Raw genomic sequence first — 18,648 nt, forward strand, 5'->3', positions numbered from 1 at the left:
GCTAGACCACCTCCATTTCCTCGCCCTTGCGGCGGAACAGGAACAGCCCCACCAGGGTCAGGATCATCAGGGCCAGGGAGACCGCCGCGCCGAACGGCCAGTCACGGCTCTTGCCGAACTGCTGCTGGATCAGGTTGCCGACCAGCATGTACTTGGCGCCGCCCAGGAAATCCGGGATCAGGAACATGCCCATGGCCGGGACAAAGGTCAGGATGGCGCCCACGGACAGGCCGGGCAGGGTCTGGGGCAGGATGGCCTGCATGAACACCCTGCGCTTGTTGGAATACAGGTCGTAGGCCGCCTCCACCAGGGACCAGTCGAGCTTCTCCACGCTGGAGTAGAGCGGCAGGACCACGAAGGGCAGGAAGGCGGAGATCATGCCCAGGTACACGGCCAGCTCGGACGGGTAGAGCGGGCTGCCGGCCGGGATGAAGCCCAGCACCGCCGCGAACTTGGCGATGGGCAGGTCCGGGGAAAGGACCAGCTGCCAGGCGTAGGTGCGGATGACCAGGTTGGTCCAGAAGGGGATGATCACCAGGGTCAGCCAGATGTACCGGGTGGACTTGGGCCTCCCCGCGATGAAGAAGGCGAGCGGGAAGGCGAGGGCGATGCACACCGTGGTGGTCAGGAAGGCGACCCACAGGGAGCGCGCCATGATGATCAGGTAGTCCGGGGACCAGCCGAACATGCCGTAGCCCGCCAGCCGGGTGTAGTTCTCGAAGGTGAAGATCCATTCTATCTCGCCGTAGCCGCCGCGGGTGGCGAAGCTGAGCGCGATGAGCGCCAGGGCGGGCACGGTCAGGAACATGAGGATCCAGAACATGCCGGGAGTGATGTGCAGCAGTCCGCGCCGCCGGAGCGCCCTGCGGCTGGTCAGCTCGCCGAACCAGATCAGGGTGTTGGATTGGTGTTCGCTAGTCATCGATGGCCACCAGTGCGTCTTCGAGCAGTTCGACCCAGATCTTGTCGCCCACCTGGAGCTTCTTGTGCGGGGCGCAGCGCATGCGCAGCCCGGCCGGGTCCAGGGTGATGTCCAGGAAGTTGCCCCGATAAAAGGTCTCGGTGACCGTGGCGAGCACGCCGTTGGCCTCCGGCTCCTTGTCGCGCATGACGATGCCCTCGGGCCGGATGACCAGCGCGCCGCGCTTCCATTGCGGGGGCGAGGGCAGGGAGAGCTTGCCCGCGTGGGTGAAGACCTGGTCGTTGCGGCGCTCGGCCTCCAGGATATTGGCCGTGCCGATGAATTCGGCCACGAAGCGGCAGTTGGGCCGGTCGTATATCTGCATGGGCGAGCCGTATTGCAGGACCTCGCCGTCCTTCATGACCGCGATGCGGTCGGAAACGGTCAGGGCCTCGTCCTGGTCGTGGGTGACCAGGATGAAGGTCTTGTTCAACTGCTGCTGGAGCCGCCGGAGCTGAATCTGGAGCTGGGTGCGCAGCTTGGCGTCCAGGGCGGACATGGGCTCGTCCAGCAGGAGCAGCTCCGGTTCGCAGATCAGGGCGCGGGCCATGGCCACGCGCTGGCGCTGGCCGCCGGAGAGCTGGTCCGGGAAGCGGTCCTTGAAGTTCGAGAGTTCGAGCATCTCCAGGATGTCCTTGACCTTGGGGCGGATCTCGGTCTCCGGAATCTTCTGCGAGCGCAGGCCGAAGGCCACGTTGGCGGCCACGTTCATGTGCGGGAACAGGGCGTAGCTCTGGAAGACCGTGTTCACCGGACGTTCGTTGGCGGGCTTGTTGTTGATGGGCAGCCCGTTGAGGAAAATGGAGCCGGTGTCGGCCTGTTCCAGTCCCGCGATGATGCGCAGGAGCGTGGTCTTGCCGCAGCCGGAGGGGCCGAGAAGGGTGAACAGCTCGCCCTTCTGGACCGTCAAATCGACGTTCTTGAGCGCCTGGACATCGCCGTAGCTCTTGTGAACCGCATACGCTTCAAGGGTCATATCTTTCCTCCTGGTTGGCGGCCGGACTCGGATCGGGGGACGCCCGATTCGTCCCAGCCGCGCAGGCGATAGTAGTCGTTGAGAAGGAGCGCGTACTCCTCCCGGGTAATGACGTGCCCCGAGGGCAGGGCTTCGTGCAGCTTCCTGGGCAGGAGGTCGTCGTCCGGGGTCAGCCCCTCGCGGACGTTGAACCGCCGGGTGTCGTCCACCACCAGGCTCGCGGCCCGGCGCAGGGACGGCTCGTCCCAGCTTTCGCCGGTGACCAGGGTGAGCAGTTCCGACAGGGTGGCCCAGTCGTACATGTCTCTATAGAAGCGGCACAGGATCAGGCAGTCGAAGATGACCAGCCTGTCCTCGAAATTGATGAGCAGGTCCGCCTTGCCCTCGATGGCGTCCGAGGGGATCATGCCGGACAGCTCGGCCTTGTAGAAGGTGGTCCGCAGGTGACACGCGCCGCGCGGGGAGGTGCCGTAGGTCAGCCCCATGCCCTTGAGCACGCGCGGGTCGTAGCCCGCCGGTTCCATGCCCTTGACGTGCACGGCCATGTCCGAAAGGCCGAGCCTCTCCGCGCCCCGGAGGATGCCGTCGGCCAGGACGTCGCCCAGCCCGTCGCGGCCCGCGATCTGTTCCAGCAGGGCGGATATGGTATCCGCGTCGCCGTAGGTCACGGGTGCATCGAGCCTCCCCTGGCTGGCGGCCTCGGCCACCAGCGCGCAGACGTTGCCCGCCGAGATGGTGTCCAGCCCCAGCCGGTCGCAGAGGTCGTTCAAGTGCGCGATCTCGTCGATGTTGCGGACCATGCACAACCCGCCGAAGGAGTAGATGGTCTCGTACTCCGGCCCCTCGATGGTCAGCCCCTTGTGCGGGCCGCTCTTGATGCGCGCCTTGCGCCCGCAGGCCATGAAGCACTTGAGGCAGGCGTGGGGGGTGACGTCGTGCTGCTCGTGGAAGGTGTCGCCGCTGATCCGCTCCCAGTGGTCGCAGGTCCCGGCGGACCAGTAGCGGCTGGGGAACGCGCCGACCGTGTTCATGAGCGCGACCATCTGGGTGGTGCCGCGCGCCCGGTAGGCCTTGGTGGCCGGGGAGTCGATGTTGGCCTTGAGGAAGGCCGCGGCGAACCGCTTCAGCCCCTCCGGGTCTGCCGCTTCCCGCTTGCGGTCGCCCGCAAAGACCAATCCCTTGATCTTCTTGGAGCCGAGGACCGCGCCAAGGCCGCACCGTCCGGCGCTGCGCCAGTAGTCGTTCTCGATGACCGAGAAGGCGACCAGCTTTTCGCCCGCCGGGCCGATGACCATGGCCCCGGGCCTGCCGTATCCTTCGCCCTCGGGGGCGTAGTCCGCGAGCAGGGCGTCCTCGGCGGCGTAGGTCTCCGCGCCCGCCAGGTGGGGAACCTCGTGGAAGTCGCACCCGTCGGGGTGGACGGCAAGGGCGGTCAGGGTCCGGGCCCCGCCGCTGATGACCACGGCGTCGAATCCGGCCCGGTCGATGGCCTCCGGGGTTTTGCCGCCGGAGTAGGACTCGGCGTAGAAGCCGGTCTGCGGCGACTTGGAGAAGACGCCGTACCGGCTTCCGCCCCAGGCGGAGGTTCCGCAGCAGGGGCCGGTGGCGATGACCAGGCGGTTGTCCGGCGAGAGCGGGTCCACTCCCGCCGGGTTGTGTTCGAGAAGAAGGCGCGTGGCCAGAGCCTTGCCCCCCGGCAGGGGAAGGCCGGCGTCGCCGAGCGGTTCGATGGTGAACGACCGCTCGGTGACGTCGATGAACAGTATGCGCCCGTGGGTTCCTTTCACCGGTTAGCCCTTCACGACCTTGGCGAAGGCGGCTTCCAGGATGGAAAGCCCCTTGGCCAGCTCGGCCTCGCTGATGGTCAGCGGCATGAGGGTCCGGATGACGTTGCCCGCGTTGCCGCAGGCCAGGATGATCAGGCCGTTCTTTTGGCACTCCGCGACCAGTCCCTTGGCCAGGTCCGGGGCCGGGGTCTTGGCCGCCTTGTCGTGGACCAGTTCCATGGCGAGCATGGAGCCCAGGCCCCGGATGTCGCCGATGCAGTCATATTTTTTGGCCAGGTCCTCGAAGGCGGCGCGGATCTTGGCGCCCAGGGCGCGCGAGGTCGCGGCCAGGTCTTCGGTCTCGATCACGTCGATGACCGCCAGGGCCGCGGCGCAGCTCACCGGGTTGCCGCCGTAGGTGCCGCCCAGGCCGCCCACCTGGGGCGCGTCCATGATCTCGGCGCGGCCGGTGCAGGCGGAGATGACCGTGCCGCCGCCCAGGGATTTGGCCGAGGTCAGCAGGTCCGGGACCAGGTCCCACTGCTCGATGGCGAACAGGGTCCCGGTGCGGCAGAAGCCGGTCTGGACCTCGTCGATGATCAGCAGGATGCCGAACTCCTCGCAGATTTCCTTGATGCGCGGGAAGTATTCCTTGGGGGGAACCACGAAGCCGCCCTCGCCCGCGACGGGTTCGAGGATCACGGCGGCCACGCTCTCCGGGTTGACCAGGTCCACGAACCGCTTCTTCAGCAGCTCCGCGCACTCAAGGTTGCAGCCGGGGTAGGACCGGCCCACCGGGCAGCGGTAACAGTAGGCGTAGGGCACGCGGTAGACTTCCGGGGCGTAGGGGCCGAAGCCCGCCTTGTAGGGCATGATCTTGGCGGTCAGGGTGGAGGCGAGCAGGGTCCGCCCGTGAAAGCCGGAGCCGGAGGCGACGATGGCCTGGCGGCCGGTGGCGCTGCGCGCGATCTTGACCGCGTTCTCCACGGCCTCGGCCCCGGAGTTGACCAGCACGGTCTTCTTGGCGTGGTCGCCGGGGGTCAGCCGGTTGAGCTTCTCGGCCAGGGCCACGTACCCCTCGTACTGGACCACATGATAGCAGGAGTGGAGCAGCTTGCCCGCCTGCTCCTGCACGGCGGCGACGACCTTGGGATGGCAATGGCCGACGTTGTTCACGCCGATGCCGCCCGCGAAATCGATGAATTCCCTGCCCTCGACGTCCGTCACGGTCGCGCCCTTGGCAAAGGCGGCGAAGATGGGACCGGCATTGGACACGCCCCTGGGGACGGCCTTTTCCCTTCTTTTCTGCAATTCTTCATTCGTCATGGTGAACCACCAAATATATGATAAAAGTTGAAATCGAAAACCTTCTCGTCATAGAGCAAAGCCCGGTCCGACTTGCAATAATCATTTTAATTCAGTGAGTTATTCATGATTCGCAGAGCCTCGCCGTATTGTGCTTGATGCAAAATTGCATCGATCGATTTTCCTAATTCACTGAAAAAACATGAAAAAACTTTGATGCAAAAATAAATCAGCATCAAAATTGACAATAAAGTTATCGCACTCCCTTGCGCGCGGTCTGAAAGGGCGAGAAGCGGTACAATCGTTTCAAAAAAGTCAGACACCGGCTTCACCTTCATCCGATTCGGGATAAAAATGACAATAATGGAGAAAACGTAATTTTGAGAAAAGGAGTGATTCGATTATGAATCAGGAGTTGGTCAGCTTGTGCCGTTGCATCTTGCGAACGACCGTGGGCTGGCTGATGCCGAGGAACCCGGCCATCTCCCGCGTATTCGAACACGCTTCCATGGCCTGGCTGAGCATCCTGCGCTCCAGCCTGGCCACTTCCTCGGGCAGGGTGCCGGTTTCCATCGCGGCTTCTTCGTTGTTGTCGAAGCTATTTTTCAGGTACTCGTCCAGCAGGTCGTCTTCGCAGATGACCACGGCCTTCTTGATGATGCCGATGAGTTCGCGGACGTTGCCCGGGAAGGGATGGGACTGGAGCAGTTTCATGCCCGCCGGGCCGATCCGCTTGGACGTCCGGAACGCGGCGTTGAACTGCTTCAGATAGTGGTTGATCAATTCGAACACGTCTTCGGGCCGCTTGCGCAGCGGGGGAATGTGCACGGTGAAGGTGTTCAGCCGGTAGAGCAGGTCGCGCCGGAACGCGCCCTTGCGCACCTGGGCCTCCAGGTCGCGGTTGGTGGCGGCCACGATGATGCATTCCATGCGCTTGGGCTTGCTCGCGCCCAGCGGATAGTATTCATGGTCGTCCAGGCAGTTGAGCAGCTTGGCCTGCATGTCCAGCGGGATTTCGCCCACCTCGTCGAGGAAGAAGGTGCCGCCCGAGGCCAGCTCGAACAGCCCGGACTTGCCCTGCTCGGACGCGCCGGTGAACGCGCCCTTCTCGTAGCCGAACAGCTCGGCCTCGAACAGGGTCTCGGGCAGGGTGGCGCAGTTGACCTGGATGAACGGCTTGCCGCGCCGGGGGCTGGTGTCGTGGATGAACTTGGCCAGCAGCCCCTTGCCGGTGCCGGAGTCGCCCATGAGCAGGATCTCCGAGGTCTCGAACTGGGCCAGCTTCTGGGCCGTGGCCATGGCCTTGCGCATGGCCGGGCTCTCGGCCACCACGTGGCCCTTCTTGAGCTCCATGAGCGAAAGCCCGGTCAGCTCGGCCTCGGCCTTTTCCTTGGCCTTCCGGGTCTGGGCCAGGGTGGTGCGCAGCTCGTTCAGGTCCGTGATGTCCCGTTCGTTGAGGACCACCAGCCGGATGTTGCCGCTCTCGTCGAAGGTCGGCGTGCCGGTGACCACCAGCTGTCGGCCCGTGCGGGTGACCTTCTGGAGCACCGAGACGCGGCGTTTCTTCTTCAGGACCTCCAGGGTGGCGGAGCGGTCGATGATCCCGGTCTTGACCAGGTCGGCCACGGGCCTGCCCACCACCTCGTCGGCCCCGATGGAATTGAGGTTCTCCGAGGCGCTGTTGATGTTCAGGACCACGCCGTGTCCGTCGGTCAGCCAGATGCCGTCGCTGGAGGCGTTGAAGACCGCTTCCATGTGCTCGGACAGGATGCGGTAGGGGCGCGTGTTTCTGATCCGGTCCTCGTCCGGGTCCGGGTGCAGGGTCAGCAGGTGGCCGACCACCTCGCCGTCGGTGCGGATGACGTTGCAGGCCGCGGTGAGCGGCTGCCCGTCCGTGGTCAGGGTCTGCGTCTCCCCGCCGTCCGCAAGCTCGGCGTCCGGCAGGATCGAGTCGAGCTCCGCGCCGTGCATGGCGCCCGGGCCGAAGCCGAAGAGCTGCTCCGCGCCGGGGGTGGCGTAGACCACCAGGCGCGCGTCGTCCACGGCTATGACCGGCACGTCCAGATGGTTCAGGATGGAATGGAAGGGGATATTTCCCGGAAGCGGTTCGAGCACGCGCAAAACTCCCGCCGACTGGCTGATGCAACAATGAATCTTACTGTTGATCTATACCATCGGACCACGGAAGTCATTAAAAAGTCGCAACCTCTTCCGTTTGATATGATTGGAGTTAGTTAAAAGATGAGGCCGGTTGGGGGTTGTCGCGGGCTCCCGTGTCGGGTGGCCTGGGATCAGGCGTTGGTTTGGGATAAAGTCCTGACTTTTACGATCATTCAGATGGGGAATAGACAGTTGTCATAGTCTCGTATATGATGACAATCATTTCAGTAATACGAGGAACTGCGTGTCAAGATTTAAGCTTTCGGCTCTTTTGCTGATTTTTATCGCATGCGCGTCCGTGTCCGCTTCGGCCCAGGGGTTCGAAATGCAGGCAATCGTCTATCCCCCCCTTGTCTATGCCGGGCAGGGGCGGCTTTGGGGCGTGGTTCCCGAGGTCGTCGGCGAGATCCAGAAACTTGTCGGCGACACCAGCGAGCTGAAGGAGACGCCCTGGCTGCGCGGGTACGAGCAGACCCGGACCAAGGCCAACCAGGCCCTGTTCGCCATCGTCCGCATCCCCGAGCGCGAAAAGCTCTTCAAGTGGGTCGGCCCGGTCTTCGGAGAAGGGGACTACTTCTTCAGTCGCAAGGGGGCGGACGCCATGATCTCGACCCTGGATGACGCCCGCAAGGTGCACCGCATCGCCGTGCGCAAGGACGGGTACACCCATCAGGCGCTGCTGGCCAAAGGGTTCACCAACCTCGACGTGGGGCCGTCCTACGAATCCAGCTACATGAAGCTCGCCGAAGGGCGGGTCGATCTCGTGCTCATGGGCGAGCGCACCTATGTCTACATGGTCCGAAGCGCGGGGCTCGATCCCGACCTGTTCGAGCGCACGGATTGCAAGTTCGGTGATTCGACGGCCTGGCTGGCCTTCTCCCTCGACGTGCCGGACGAGGTCATCATGAAGTGGCAGGACGCCCTGGATTCCCTGAAGGCCAACGGCTTGTACAAGTCCATCCTGGATCGCAATTTCGCGCAGTGATCCCGGTTTCGGCCGGTGTCTGAAGAGGGGGTGCCGCACTGGTTGCGGCCCCCTTTTTTTATTGCGGTCCGAAGCCCCCGCCGCCTCGGATTACGTTGTATTCCCGCCCCATTCGTTTTATAGGTGCCGACAGTATTCTCTGTAGGTTGCGAATGTTCAGTCAACAGTAATGCCTATACGGGCGGTTCCGCGAGAGCCGTCTTTTTCGGAGGGCGCGTGCCTCGCAAATTCCTATTCGATCACAAAGACAGCGGCGTTCATGGCGCGGGGTGCCGTCCCGAGCCCGCATCCGGCCGGAAGGCCGGTCCCCGACGGGGATACGCGGTCCTTCCGGCCTGCCTTATCGCGGTCCTTCTGCTGGCGGCCTGCGGCGGCGAGACCAAGCAGGGGCGGCGCGAACGGACCGTCCCGGTCACGGCCGTGGCCGTGGTCAGCGAGGACGTGCCCGTGGTCCTGAGCGCGGTGGGCAACGTGGAGCCGCTGGCTTCGGTGGAGATCAAGTCCCGCGTGGGCGGGATCATCGACAAGCAGCTGGTGGAAAACGGCCAGGACGTGAACAAGGGCGACCTGCTCTTTCAGATCGACTCCCGTTCATTCGACCTGGCGGTCATGGAGGCCCAGGCCCGGCTCGACCGCGACCGCGCCCACCTGACCAAGGCCAGGGAGGACCTGCGCCGTTATTCGAAGCTGCGCGACCTGAACGTGGTCGCCCAGGAGCAGTACGACAACACCTTTGCCGAGGCCACCTCGCTGGAAAACACCATCCGGCTGAACGAGGCCGCCTTGGAGCGGGCCCGGCTCGACCGCGACTACGCGCGCATCACCGCCCCCATCTCCGGGCGGGTGGGCATCGTCCAGGTCAACGTGGGCAACGTCATCAAGGCCAATGACGACCGCACCCTGTGCGTCATCAACCAGATCCGGCCCATCAACATCGGCTTTTCCCTGCCCGAGCGCTATCTCAGCGAGATAATGCAGCGCAAGGCGGCCGGTCCCCTGAGCGTCAGCGTCACCCCGTCCGGAGCGGACCGCAAGGCCGTGAAGGGCGAGCTGACCGCCGTGGACAACGAGGTGGACACCGCCACCGGCACCATCCGCCTGCTGGCCGCGTATCCCAACGATGACAGCCTGTTCTGGCCCGGCCAGTTCGCCCGCGTGGAGCTGACCCTGCGCACCCTGCGGGACGCCATGCTCCTGCCCACCGGGGCCGTGCTCCAGGGCATGGAGGGGGCCTACGTCTACGTGGTCGTCCCGGCAGGCGACGGGTCCGGCGCAGGCACCGTGGAGCCGCGCGACGTGGTCGCCTCGCACATCGTGGGCGAGCGCACGGTCATCGAGTCCGGCCTCAAGCCCGGCGAACTGGTGGTTCTGGACGGCCAAGTGGGGCTCTCCCCCGGCGCCAAGGTGTCCGTCAAGAACGGCCAGGGCAAGGGTGGCAAAGGCCAGGGCCAGGCCGGGGAAGGGCAATAATGAACCCGTCGGCACTCTTCGTCCGCCGTCCGGTCATGACCACCCTGGTCATGGCCGCCATCCTGGTGTTCGGCATCATGGCCTATTTCCGGCTGCCGGTCAGCGACCTGCCCAGTGTGGACTTCCCGACCATCGAGGTCTCGGCCTCCCTGTCCGGAGCCAACCCGGAGACCATGGCCTCGTCCGTGGCCACCCCGCTGGAGAAGCAGTTCTCGACCATCGCCGGGCTGGACTCCATGACCTCGGTCAGCAGCCTCGGCTCCACCCGGATCACCCTCCAGTTCGACTTAAACCGCAACATCGACGACGCGGCCCTGGACGTCCAGTCGGCCATCACCACCGCCTTGCGGCGGCTGCCCGACGACATGACCTCCACGCCGAGCTTCCGCAAGGTCAACCCCGCGGACTCGCCGATCCTCTATCTCGCCCTGTCCTCGCCCACCATGCGCCTCTCGGACGTCAACGAGTACGCCGAGAACTTCATGGCCCAGCGCATCTCCATGGTCAACGGCGTGGCCCAGGTCATGGTCTACGGCTCCCAGAAGTACGCGGTGCGCATCCAGCTCTCGCCCGAGAGGCTGGCCTCCATGGAGCTGGGCGTGGACGAGGTGGCCGAGGCCGTGCGCAAGGGCAACGTGAACCTGCCCGTAGGCACCGTGGCCGGTCCGGTGCGCGAGTACATCGTGCGCTCCAACGGCAAGCTGATGAATGCGGAGGACTACAAGCCCCTAGTGGTCTCCTGGCGCGACGGCGCGCCCGTGCGGCTGGCCGATGTGGCCGACGTGTTCGACTCCGTGGAGCAGATCCGGCGGCGCAACTGGTACAACAGCCAGCCCGGCATGATCCTGGCCATCCAGCGCCAGCCCGGCACCAACACCGTGGAAGTGGTCCAGGCCGTGCGCGACCTGCTGCCCACGTTCCAGGAGCAGCTGCCCGCAGCCGTGGAGCTGAACGTGCTCTACGACCGCTCCGAGTCCATCAAGGAGTCCATCGAGGACGTGCAGTTCACCCTGCTGCTCACGGTGGGGCTGGTCATCCTGGTCATCTTTCTCTTCCTGCGCAGGCTGTCCGCGACCATCATCCCGAGCCTCGCCCTGCCCATGTCCATCGTCGGCACCTTTGCCGTCATGTACCTGTACGGGTTCAGCCTGAACAACATTTCGCTCATGGCCCTGACCCTCTCCGTGGGGTTCGTGGTGGACGACGCCATCGTCATGCTCGAGAACATCGTCCGTCACGGCGAGATGGGCAAATCGACCATGGAGGCGGTCATGGTGGGGTCGCGCGAGATCGCCTTCACCATCGTGTCCATGACCATCTCCCTGGCCGCCGTGTTCCTGCCCGTGCTGTTCATGGGCGGCGTGGTGGGGCGGCTGTTCCACGAGTTCGCGGTGACCATCTGCGCCTCGATCCTCATTTCCGGCCTGGTCTCCCTGACCCTGACCCCCATGCTGTGCAGCCTGATCATCCGCCCGCGCAACGGGGAGCGCCGTCACGGCAGGCTCTTCAACCTGTTCGAGCGCGGCTTCGAGGGGCTGCGCAACGTCTACGCCGTCACCCTGGGCTGGACCGTGCGCCACCGCAGGCTGACCCTGCTCGCCTCCTTCCTGGTGCTCGGCCTGACCGTGGTCCTGTTCAAGGCCATCCCCAAGGGGTTCCTGCCCATCGAGGACGCCGGGCGGCTGATGGTCAGCACCGAGTCGGAGCAGGGCGTGGCCTTCGCCATCATGATGAAGCGCCAGCAGGCGCTCATGCGCATCGTGGCCGAGGACCCGGCCGTGGACGGCTACATGTCCGTGGTGGGCGGGGGCGGTCCGAACCGGGGCGGCAACACCGGCCGCCTCATGGTCAATCTCAAGCCGCGCAGCGAGCGCGGCCCCATCCAGGCGGTCCAGCAGCGGCTGCGCCAAAAGCTCTCGCAGGTCCCCGGCATCCGCGCCTTTGTCTCCAATCCCCCGGCCATCCGCATCGGCGGGCGCAGCTCCAAGGGGCAGTACCAGTACACCCTGCAAAGCCCCAACACCGAGGAGCTGTTCAAGGTCGCCGCCGAGATGGAAAAGCGCATGATGGAGCTATCGTCCATCCAGGATGTGTCCTCGGACATGGAGTTCGACAACCCCGAGCTGAGCATCGTCATCGACCGCGACAAGGCCTCGGCCCTGGGCGTCAGCGCCTACCAGATCGAAGACGCGCTCTCGACCTCCTTCGGCAACCGCAAGGTGTCGAGCATCTACGCGCCCACGGACACCTACGACGTGATCATGGAGCTGGCACCGGAATACCAGGCCAACCCGCAGGCGCTGGCCATGCTCTCGGTGCGCTCCCAGAACGGCAAGCTCGTGCGCCTGGAAACCCTGGCCAAGTGGGGGCTGGGCGTGGGCCCGCTGTCCATCAACCATTCCGGGCAGCTGCCTTCCGCGACCATCTCCTTCAACCTGCCGCCCGGCCAGTCCCTGGGCTCGGCCATGGATTCCGTGGCCCGGCTCGCCGCCGAGGTGGTCCCGCCGTCGGTGTCCACCAGCTTCCAGGGCGAGGCCCAGGCGTTCCAGGACTCCATGCGCGGGCTGTGGGTCCTGCTGGCCATGGCCATCCTGGTCATCTACCTGGTGCTCGGCGTGCTCTACGAGTCCTTCGTCCACCCGCTGACCATCCTGTCCGGCCTGCCGTCGGCGGGCGTGGGCGCGCTGCTCACGCTCATGCTCTTCGGCCAGGACCTGAACATCTACGGGTTCGTGGGCATCATCATGCTCATCGGCATCGTCAAGAAGAACGCGATCATGATGATCGACTTCGCGGTGGAGGCCCAGCGCGTGCAGGGCAACACAGCGGCGGAGGCCATCCAGGAGGGCGCGCTCATCCGCTTCCGCCCGATCATGATGACCACCATGGCCGCCCTCATGGGCACCCTGCCCATCGCCCTCGGCTTCGGCGCGGGCGCCGAGGCCCGCCGCCCCCTGGGCCTCGCCGTGGTCGGCGGCCTCCTGGTCTCCCAGCTCCTGACCCTCTACTTCACCCCGGTCTACTACATGTACCTCGACCGGGCCCAGCAGAAGCTCAACAAGATATTCGGCAGGGCCGCCGATCACGCGGAGAAGGCCTAGAACGAAGTGGTCACCTCAGATACCGTGTATCGGGCCTGGATTTTCAGCCGATCGTGAACGCCAAAGCGGTGGCGGGAGCGGATTGGCAGGATTGGGATGCCCATGCATCAGCTCAGGTCTGCTATCATGCAGGACACGGAGACCGATCGGTGAGCCGAGTCTACATAGGTAGTTGGAGAAAAATCAAAGCCCCCCGTAGAGGGGGGCTTTGATTTATAAGTTGATCTGTTGACGGGTACACGGGCATTTTTTTCGTATTTGTTTCGCGATTAGACGGGCATAACCTCGATTGAACTGAGCGGCTTCATAGGTCATTCCAACCAGCGAGTTGCACAGTTTTTCTTTTTTTTCAGCATCTCGTTCCCTTGCTATAGCTTCAATCAGCACTCGGATTTTCCCTCGCCGCTTGTTAGGAATATCTAAACGGGCTCCGCACAATGCTAAGCCAGTTACGATTTTAGCTTTTTTGTTAATGTATAATTGCTGTTTGTGGGGTTTGTAGCCGTAGCTGGCAATGATCTTGTCTATTTTAAAACAAGTCTTCTTAGGGAGATCTGTTCCAGAGAACGTTAAGTCGTCGACATAAAGTGTCATCGTTAGCCCATTGGTTTTGCTAAATAAATCTAGCTCTTGGAACATGGTTACATTGGTCCAAAATGATAACAGTGGGCTTATGCAAGAGCCTGTGGGCAAGTTCCTTTTGTATGCACAGAGGCGCGTCAACAGGTGGGAAATGTCTGGACTACATTTTAGTGTTGAATGGAAAAAATGATATATGCGACCGAATGTTACGGACTCATAGAAGCTCTTAATGTCGACAGTGTATATGACATCCTTGGATAGGTGGGCTTCAGCATTGCTTCTGTACGACTTCCCCTTCGTAGCAGAATGAAGATAGTCAGGCGTTTGCACCCTTTTCAATAGGTTTAAAATACGTTCGTGAACGTTTTTAAGATGTGGGCGGACTTCTTGAACTTGGCGTTCCTTGCGTAGGAAATACGGATGATCTAGCTTGCTTTTAGGCGATAAGGTGTAGACGTTGTAGTTGTCATTGCTTTTGGCCAGCGATTGTAGGTCGCCAAGCGATTGACCTAACAGGTCGGCAAGCTTTTTCTTGCTTTTCAACTTGAACAACGGGGATTGAGAAAGGCTGTATTTTGATGTCATGTGCGCTTCCACTCGGCGTAGGGCAAAAAAAATCAGAAAGAGTTAGCCTCCAAACAATGTGCTGATGAAGTTAATCACCGGCTCTGTCATGAGTCCTTTCACCAAAGCTACTAGGATCCCGACCCAAAGGCCGCTATCATGAGTTTTGCACACATCGCTCTTAGGCGCTCCTCCAGCAGATGAAAATCTAAAACGAACGTCAAGTTCAATAACCATAAAGGAATACTCCTTGTGTTTCCGGTCTCGGCGTGATTGCCTTTTGACCATTACTCTCGCCACAAGGTCCTTATGGATGGGGGATGCTGGAAGTGTGTCCTCTTTCTGACTGTCCGGCCGACTCTATGGCCGTCTTAGATGCGTTGTACTATACGTACGTGTAGTCTCGGCATCCAGTGGCGACCGGTTCGCGGGTCGGCCCCAAGTTGTCAAAGATCTCGATGATCTTCACGGGATTGTTGAATCCCAACATGTGAGAGATTCAGCCCCTAGATTTCATCTGGATTTGATATAATTTTCTTGGAAAAGGATGTCAATATCACTTTTCGTATTTTATTGATGTAAACACCTATGGCCTGCAAAGGGGTGGTGGTTTTATGGTGGTTCGTGACTGGAAAAAGAAAAGGCTTCAAGATAACATCTTGAAGCCTTTGATCTTTCTTGGTGGAGACGAAGAGATTTGAACTCAATTAAATCCCACTTTCACAGGACCGCACAAAAGTGCATAGGATCGATAAAAAGTCCATTGTTGACAGATATTAACGTTGTGCTTAAGGTTCACATATTCTCACTGGAAAAACCAGAGTGTCACGCTAAAAAGTTGTACAGGGGTTGTACAGAATGTCCGCCTCCAAATATTACAAGACCGAGTTCAAGGGTGTCCGCTACCGGAAGCACGCCACCAGAAAGCATGGTGTGCAGGCTGACCGGTATTATGTGCTGACATACAAAATCGACGGCAAGACCAAGACCGAAGCGGTGGGGTGGGCCTCGGAAGGCGTCAAGCCGTCAGAAGCGTATGATCTCCATTGCCAACTTCTCCAGAATCGCAAGAAGGGGCAGGGGCCGAGGACCATCGCCGAGATGCGCGCCGAGGGAGACGAGGAGCGGGCGGAGCGCGAGGCTGAGAAGAGACGCCAGGCTCGCCTGAATATTTCGTTTAAGGAATACTTTGAGCAATACTATCTTCCGGAAGTGCTTCAGGCGAACCGGCCTGAAACCGTGGATAAAACTAAAATCCAGGTGGATAAATGGATAGATCCGGTCGTTCAGGAACTTCCCATGCGTGAGATTACGCTTGAGTATATCAAGCGGATTCGGGCGAATCTGAACAAGAAGAAGCGCAGTCCTCGGACCATTCAGTATGTTTTCGTCTCCTTCAATGCCATTTGGAATATGGCTAGGGAGGACGGCTTCGTCGAGGGCGAAAGTCCGGCCAAGATGCGGAGCTTCCGTAAGACTATGCCCAAGGTCGACAACCGGCGGGAGCGTTTTCTGACGAGAGACGAAGAGGACAAACTGCTTGCTGAGTTGGCTCGCCGGAGTCGGCAGTTACACGATATGGCTTTGCTTTCCATAGAGTGCGGTCTGAGGCGGGGCGAGATCTTCGCTCTGACATGGGATTGCGTGGATTTCGAGTCCGAAACCCTGCACCTGCGGCGCACCAAAAGTGACAAAAGTCGTTGGGTGCCCCTCACGCAGCGGGCCAAGGCAATGTTGCTGAATTTGGAGCCTGGTAGTGCCGGAGAGTTTGTGTTCCTTGATCGTTTCGGCAATCCACTCAAGGCGCTGTCTAACTCATTCGACAAGGCCGTGAACAAGGTTGGCCTGAATGACGGCATAACCGACCGGAAGATGAAAATCGTCTTCCACTCCCTGCGGCATTCCTACGCCAGCAACTTTCTCAAGTCGGGAGGAAGTCTCTATGCTCTCTCCAAGCTGATGGGCCATGGCAGTATCAACGTGACTGAGCGATACGGTCATCTGGCCAATGATGATCTGGTTGCCGCCACCAAGCAAATGGAAGCCAGCCGGACGAGCGAGAGGAGCGGCGGGAAGGTGTTGCCATTGCACCGAGCTTAGGGGGCTGCCGAGTAGGCCCGCACCCCACGATCCCTACGACATGTTGACGATTGAATATAACAATAAATATACATTAAACGTCTTACGCTTACGTTTCTTTTTAAAAATTTGGATATCACGACAGTTCTAAGTTAATTGGTAAACTTGGCCAGCGTTTTATGGAAGTAATTGCGGGAGATCATGTAGCCACGAAGCGTCTTCTTGTGCTTTGGTGAGTAGTGCGCACCGCAGAGATCGCCCGTGCGCTTGGGGATCAAAATCTTGCGTGCTTTCAGCCAGGAAATGAATCGGAGCAGCGTCGGTTTGTCCTTGGCTATTTTGCTCATTTCCTTACTGGGAACAAGGATACGGTGCCGATCGATTTCAATGAACGAAGTGATCGAACTCGCCCCGAGTTCCCGTAGTATGTCCGGCAGCGGCATGGAAAGATTCATCTGTTTGAGGAGGCCGTAAAAGAGGGCATCTCTGGCATCGATTCCTGTCATGAACTGATCGAAAACCGACACGAGGGGGTCGCCTCGCCACCAGCTTTGCAGGCTGACTTGATCAACATATCCCAGTGCCATGAAGAAGTGCAGATAGTCCGAAACCTGCCTGTTGGGTCGGGGGCTGGTTGCCCATCCCTGTTGTTTTTTGAGCCGGCTTTCGTTGGCTTGGATTTTTTCAAGGTGAATGCTGCTGTTAGTCGCGAGTTGCTGAACGATCGCTTTGGTGGCGGTGTGATTGAATCGGAACCCCTGAGAACTCAGGTTGCCTAGCCATATATCGATTCCCAGGACATTGTTTTTGTACGTGAAGACATGGAATCCATTTTCGCGATTAGTGCTTTGTCCCATGGGCGTCTCACCACAGGATACGATGATTCCCCTCACACCAGAGTCTCCTCCCTTCCTGCCATTGAAATAGCGCCTGACTAGGGTGTTCATCGCTTTGGTCTTGGCAGCCGGGACTTCAAGAATACCGAGTGCGGCATCTTTGTGTTGCATCTTCAGGGCAACTTCATGTTGCTTCGCGTCGGCAAAGACATAGGGCATCTGGTTCCATACCGAACACGCGGCATGGATGATCGCCGCCCGCCCGGCCTCGGTTCCACCATGGAAATGCAGGTTCAGTCCGGTGAGTTCTCTGTGCTTGAGGTACGGCGCGGACAATGAAGCCAGCGTTGCAAGCAGTATGTAGGGATCGGCTGTTGCCTCGCCGATGGATGCGGGGGGAGAAGTTTTTGGCTTTTTTCTCCTGCTGGAACTATTTGGCTTTGTCTCACATACCCCGAAACGGTCGAGCCGTTGTCCCCCGGAAATATGAAGCTGTTGTCATTTTGCCAGCCGCCATGCCTCGAAACGCGAGGTGATGGTTTATTGAGGGGCTTTCGCGGAAATTGGCTGACAATGAAGTCCCGGATGAGCCCTTTGTCCTGCGTGTTGTTGGGGGTGTAGACCTCATTGGAGTGGAGCAATGCGAAAAGCTGTGTCGAGCTGAGGTCTTTTTCAGAAACAATGAGCTCCTTCCTGAAGCCGCGATCATCAAAACAGATGAGTCGCCGCGCTTTTTCTTCATGGTTGAATTGAGCTTGTTCCTCTACCCAGATCGGGTTCATGAGCCTTGTCTGCTGTCCGTCCGCTTCATTCAGGTACAACCCGGTTCGCTTGAGTTGAACACCATTGTGACTCCGGTATGGGGGATGATGATGCACTGGGGAGCTGGGCAGATACTGCAGGGCCAAGGGCGATGTGACGCCGCATTCCTTTTTACAGGGATAATTGCCACCGTGTTCAGCTATAAATGTCGCTGTCATATTGCATGGAATCGTTTTCGGGTATTTTGCTTTGGCTGCTTCGAAACGCTGCCGGTTTAGTCCGTAAAGGAGGAGCCCACCACCGTGCATCTCAATGAGACGCAGGAAGTAGGAGATACTTGCCCCGATGATTCGCCAGGCGATAACCAAGTACTCTTCGGTTACGGACTGTTGGTTGAGCAGCGCGGAAAAGACCTTGCAGCCCCGTATGTATGCCGGGTTGGGCTTGAGATAATCTTTTCGCCCCGATGTGTCCTCGTGTGCACTGAAGTATTCAGACGCTAAGAGAGATAGAGGAGTAGCCCGCTGATGATGGAGATTTGAGAGCTTGGGTACGGCGGTGCTCCAGAATACACGTGTTCGGTTGACTAAAGTCGACGGTAGTGGTGTGGCATCGGTGAACTCTTGAATTCTCCGATCGAAATCGAGTCGGGCAGGGGAACCGATGTCCCCCCTGAAAGTTGTCTCAGGGATGATGAGTTCAATCCCCTTTTGGTGGAAGTATGCGAGAATATAGTGCTTAGGGACTTCGTAGTAATGCAGGACTTCTCCAGTTGCTGGGGGGAGAGAGAAGTTGCCAAGATCGGTATATGATCGGGTTGTGCCCGGGAGGTTCTCATGTGGCCAGTCGAAGAATAAGTGCAGGTCGCCCCAGATGCGTTTCGGCCTGACGACTTCCTCCAACGGATGAGAGTATGAGTGGACGCTGAAGGCTACCGCGCCTTGCGAGATCATAGCCGACTGGTTGGCCGGGCTATCAATGAAACATCTATAGGTGTTTTGAGAGAAAAGTGCATAGCGGTATCGAAGAGAATTCGTCATCGGTGTGTCTGTTTGATTTTATGGAATTTCCATGGAGGATCATGCCACGCACTCTTTCCTG

Annotated in this window: 12 protein-coding genes; 4 read left to right on the forward strand and 8 right to left on the reverse strand. The window is 60.3% G+C overall.

Going from position 1 to position 18,648, the window contains the following annotated elements; translation table 11 throughout:
- Position 1: 1 nt before the first annotated feature.
- The 5 genes from AWY79_RS08755 to AWY79_RS08775 all read right to left on the reverse strand — a co-directional run bounded on the left by AWY79_RS08755 (position 2) and on the right by AWY79_RS08775 (position 7,123).
- Positions 2–922 carry an ABC transporter permease gene (locus AWY79_RS08755; RefSeq protein ID WP_066802590.1) on the reverse strand — a complete coding sequence of 307 codons (921 nt, stop codon included), beginning with the start codon at positions 920–922 and terminating at the stop codon, positions 2–4.
- Entirely contained in the window at positions 915–1,937 is a 1,023-nt protein-coding gene (locus AWY79_RS08760) for an ABC transporter ATP-binding protein (protein ID WP_066802592.1), read from the reverse strand. The genes AWY79_RS08755 and AWY79_RS08760 overlap by 8 nt, the downstream gene beginning before the upstream one ends.
- Positions 1,934–3,724, reverse strand: a complete 1,791-nt coding sequence (locus tag AWY79_RS08765; protein ID WP_066802594.1) for an aldehyde ferredoxin oxidoreductase family protein — start codon at positions 3,722–3,724, stop codon at positions 1,934–1,936. The genes AWY79_RS08760 and AWY79_RS08765 overlap by 4 nt, the downstream gene beginning before the upstream one ends.
- A 3-nt stretch (positions 3,725–3,727) precedes the next feature.
- A complete protein-coding gene (gene gabT / locus AWY79_RS08770; protein ID WP_066802596.1) occupies positions 3,728–5,029 on the reverse strand; it encodes a 4-aminobutyrate--2-oxoglutarate transaminase in 1,302 nt (433 codons plus the stop codon).
- 387 nt (positions 5,030–5,416) lie between these two features.
- Positions 5,417–7,123 (reverse strand): sigma 54-interacting transcriptional regulator, encoded by a 1,707-nt coding sequence (locus AWY79_RS08775; protein ID WP_066802598.1) that lies wholly within the window; start codon positions 7,121–7,123, stop codon positions 5,417–5,419.
- 370 nt (positions 7,124–7,493) lie between these two features.
- Here AWY79_RS08775 and AWY79_RS08780 point away from each other — a divergent pair, with 370 nt between their 5' ends.
- The 3 genes from AWY79_RS08780 to AWY79_RS08790 all read left to right on the forward strand — a co-directional run bounded on the left by AWY79_RS08780 (position 7,494) and on the right by AWY79_RS08790 (position 12,724).
- Positions 7,494–8,153, forward strand: a complete 660-nt coding sequence (locus tag AWY79_RS08780) for a substrate-binding periplasmic protein (RefSeq protein WP_066802600.1) — start codon at positions 7,494–7,496, stop codon at positions 8,151–8,153.
- A 216-nt stretch (positions 8,154–8,369) separates the two neighbouring features.
- Positions 8,370–9,623 (forward strand): efflux RND transporter periplasmic adaptor subunit, encoded by a 1,254-nt coding sequence (locus AWY79_RS08785; protein ID WP_233491033.1) that lies wholly within the window; start codon positions 8,370–8,372, stop codon positions 9,621–9,623.
- Positions 9,623–12,724, forward strand: a complete 3,102-nt coding sequence (locus AWY79_RS08790) for an efflux RND transporter permease subunit (protein ID WP_066802603.1) — start codon at positions 9,623–9,625, stop codon at positions 12,722–12,724. Before AWY79_RS08785 ends, AWY79_RS08790 begins: the two co-directional genes overlap by 1 nt.
- A 213-nt stretch (positions 12,725–12,937) precedes the next feature.
- On the opposite strand, the gene AWY79_RS18320 is transcribed toward AWY79_RS08790, so the two are convergent.
- Entirely contained in the window at positions 12,938–13,891 is a 954-nt protein-coding gene (locus tag AWY79_RS18320; protein ID WP_078063716.1) for a reverse transcriptase family protein, read from the reverse strand.
- 837 nt (positions 13,892–14,728) lie between these two features.
- Between AWY79_RS18320 and AWY79_RS08795 the strand changes: the two genes are divergently transcribed.
- Positions 14,729–15,970, forward strand: a complete 1,242-nt coding sequence (locus tag AWY79_RS08795; protein WP_066802605.1) for a tyrosine-type recombinase/integrase — start codon at positions 14,729–14,731, stop codon at positions 15,968–15,970.
- 131 nt (positions 15,971–16,101) lie between these two features.
- Here the strand turns inward: AWY79_RS08795 and AWY79_RS08800 are convergent, their stop codons facing one another.
- Together AWY79_RS08800 and AWY79_RS19015 are read right to left on the reverse strand one after the other, a co-directional pair.
- Positions 16,102–17,121 carry a hypothetical protein gene (locus tag AWY79_RS08800; RefSeq protein ID WP_158509878.1) on the reverse strand — a complete coding sequence of 340 codons (1,020 nt, stop codon included), beginning with the start codon at positions 17,119–17,121 and terminating at the stop codon, positions 16,102–16,104.
- Entirely contained in the window at positions 17,079–18,587 is a 1,509-nt protein-coding gene (locus AWY79_RS19015) for a hypothetical protein (RefSeq protein WP_158509879.1), read from the reverse strand. The genes AWY79_RS08800 and AWY79_RS19015 overlap by 43 nt, the downstream gene beginning before the upstream one ends.
- Positions 18,588–18,648 lie beyond the last annotated feature (61 nt).

Source organism: Pseudodesulfovibrio indicus (assembly GCF_001563225.1).
Taxonomy (GTDB): domain Bacteria; phylum Desulfobacterota; class Desulfovibrionia; order Desulfovibrionales; family Desulfovibrionaceae; genus Pseudodesulfovibrio; species Pseudodesulfovibrio indicus.

Bases quoted from the DNA above. Each gene is read 5' to 3' on its own strand.
- AWY79_RS08755 (WP_066802590.1), bottom strand. From the start codon at position 922: ATGACTAGCGAACACCAATCCAACACCCTGATCTGGTTCGGCGAGCTG.
- AWY79_RS08760 (WP_066802592.1), bottom strand. From the start codon at position 1,937: ATGACCCTTGAAGCGTATGCGGTTCACAAGAGCTACGGCGATGTCCAG.
- gabT (WP_066802596.1), bottom strand. From the start codon at position 5,029: ATGACGAATGAAGAATTGCAGAAAAGAAGGGAAAAGGCCGTCCCCAGG.
- AWY79_RS08780 (WP_066802600.1), top strand. From the start codon at position 7,494: ATGCAGGCAATCGTCTATCCCCCCCTTGTCTATGCCGGGCAGGGGCGG.
- AWY79_RS08790 (WP_066802603.1), top strand. From the start codon at position 9,623: ATGAACCCGTCGGCACTCTTCGTCCGCCGTCCGGTCATGACCACCCTG.
- AWY79_RS18320 (WP_078063716.1), bottom strand. From the start codon at position 13,891: ATGACATCAAAATACAGCCTTTCTCAATCCCCGTTGTTCAAGTTGAAA.
- AWY79_RS08795 (WP_066802605.1), top strand. From the start codon at position 14,729: ATGTCCGCCTCCAAATATTACAAGACCGAGTTCAAGGGTGTCCGCTAC.
- AWY79_RS19015 (WP_158509879.1), bottom strand. From the start codon at position 18,587: ATGACGAATTCTCTTCGATACCGCTATGCACTTTTCTCTCAAAACACC.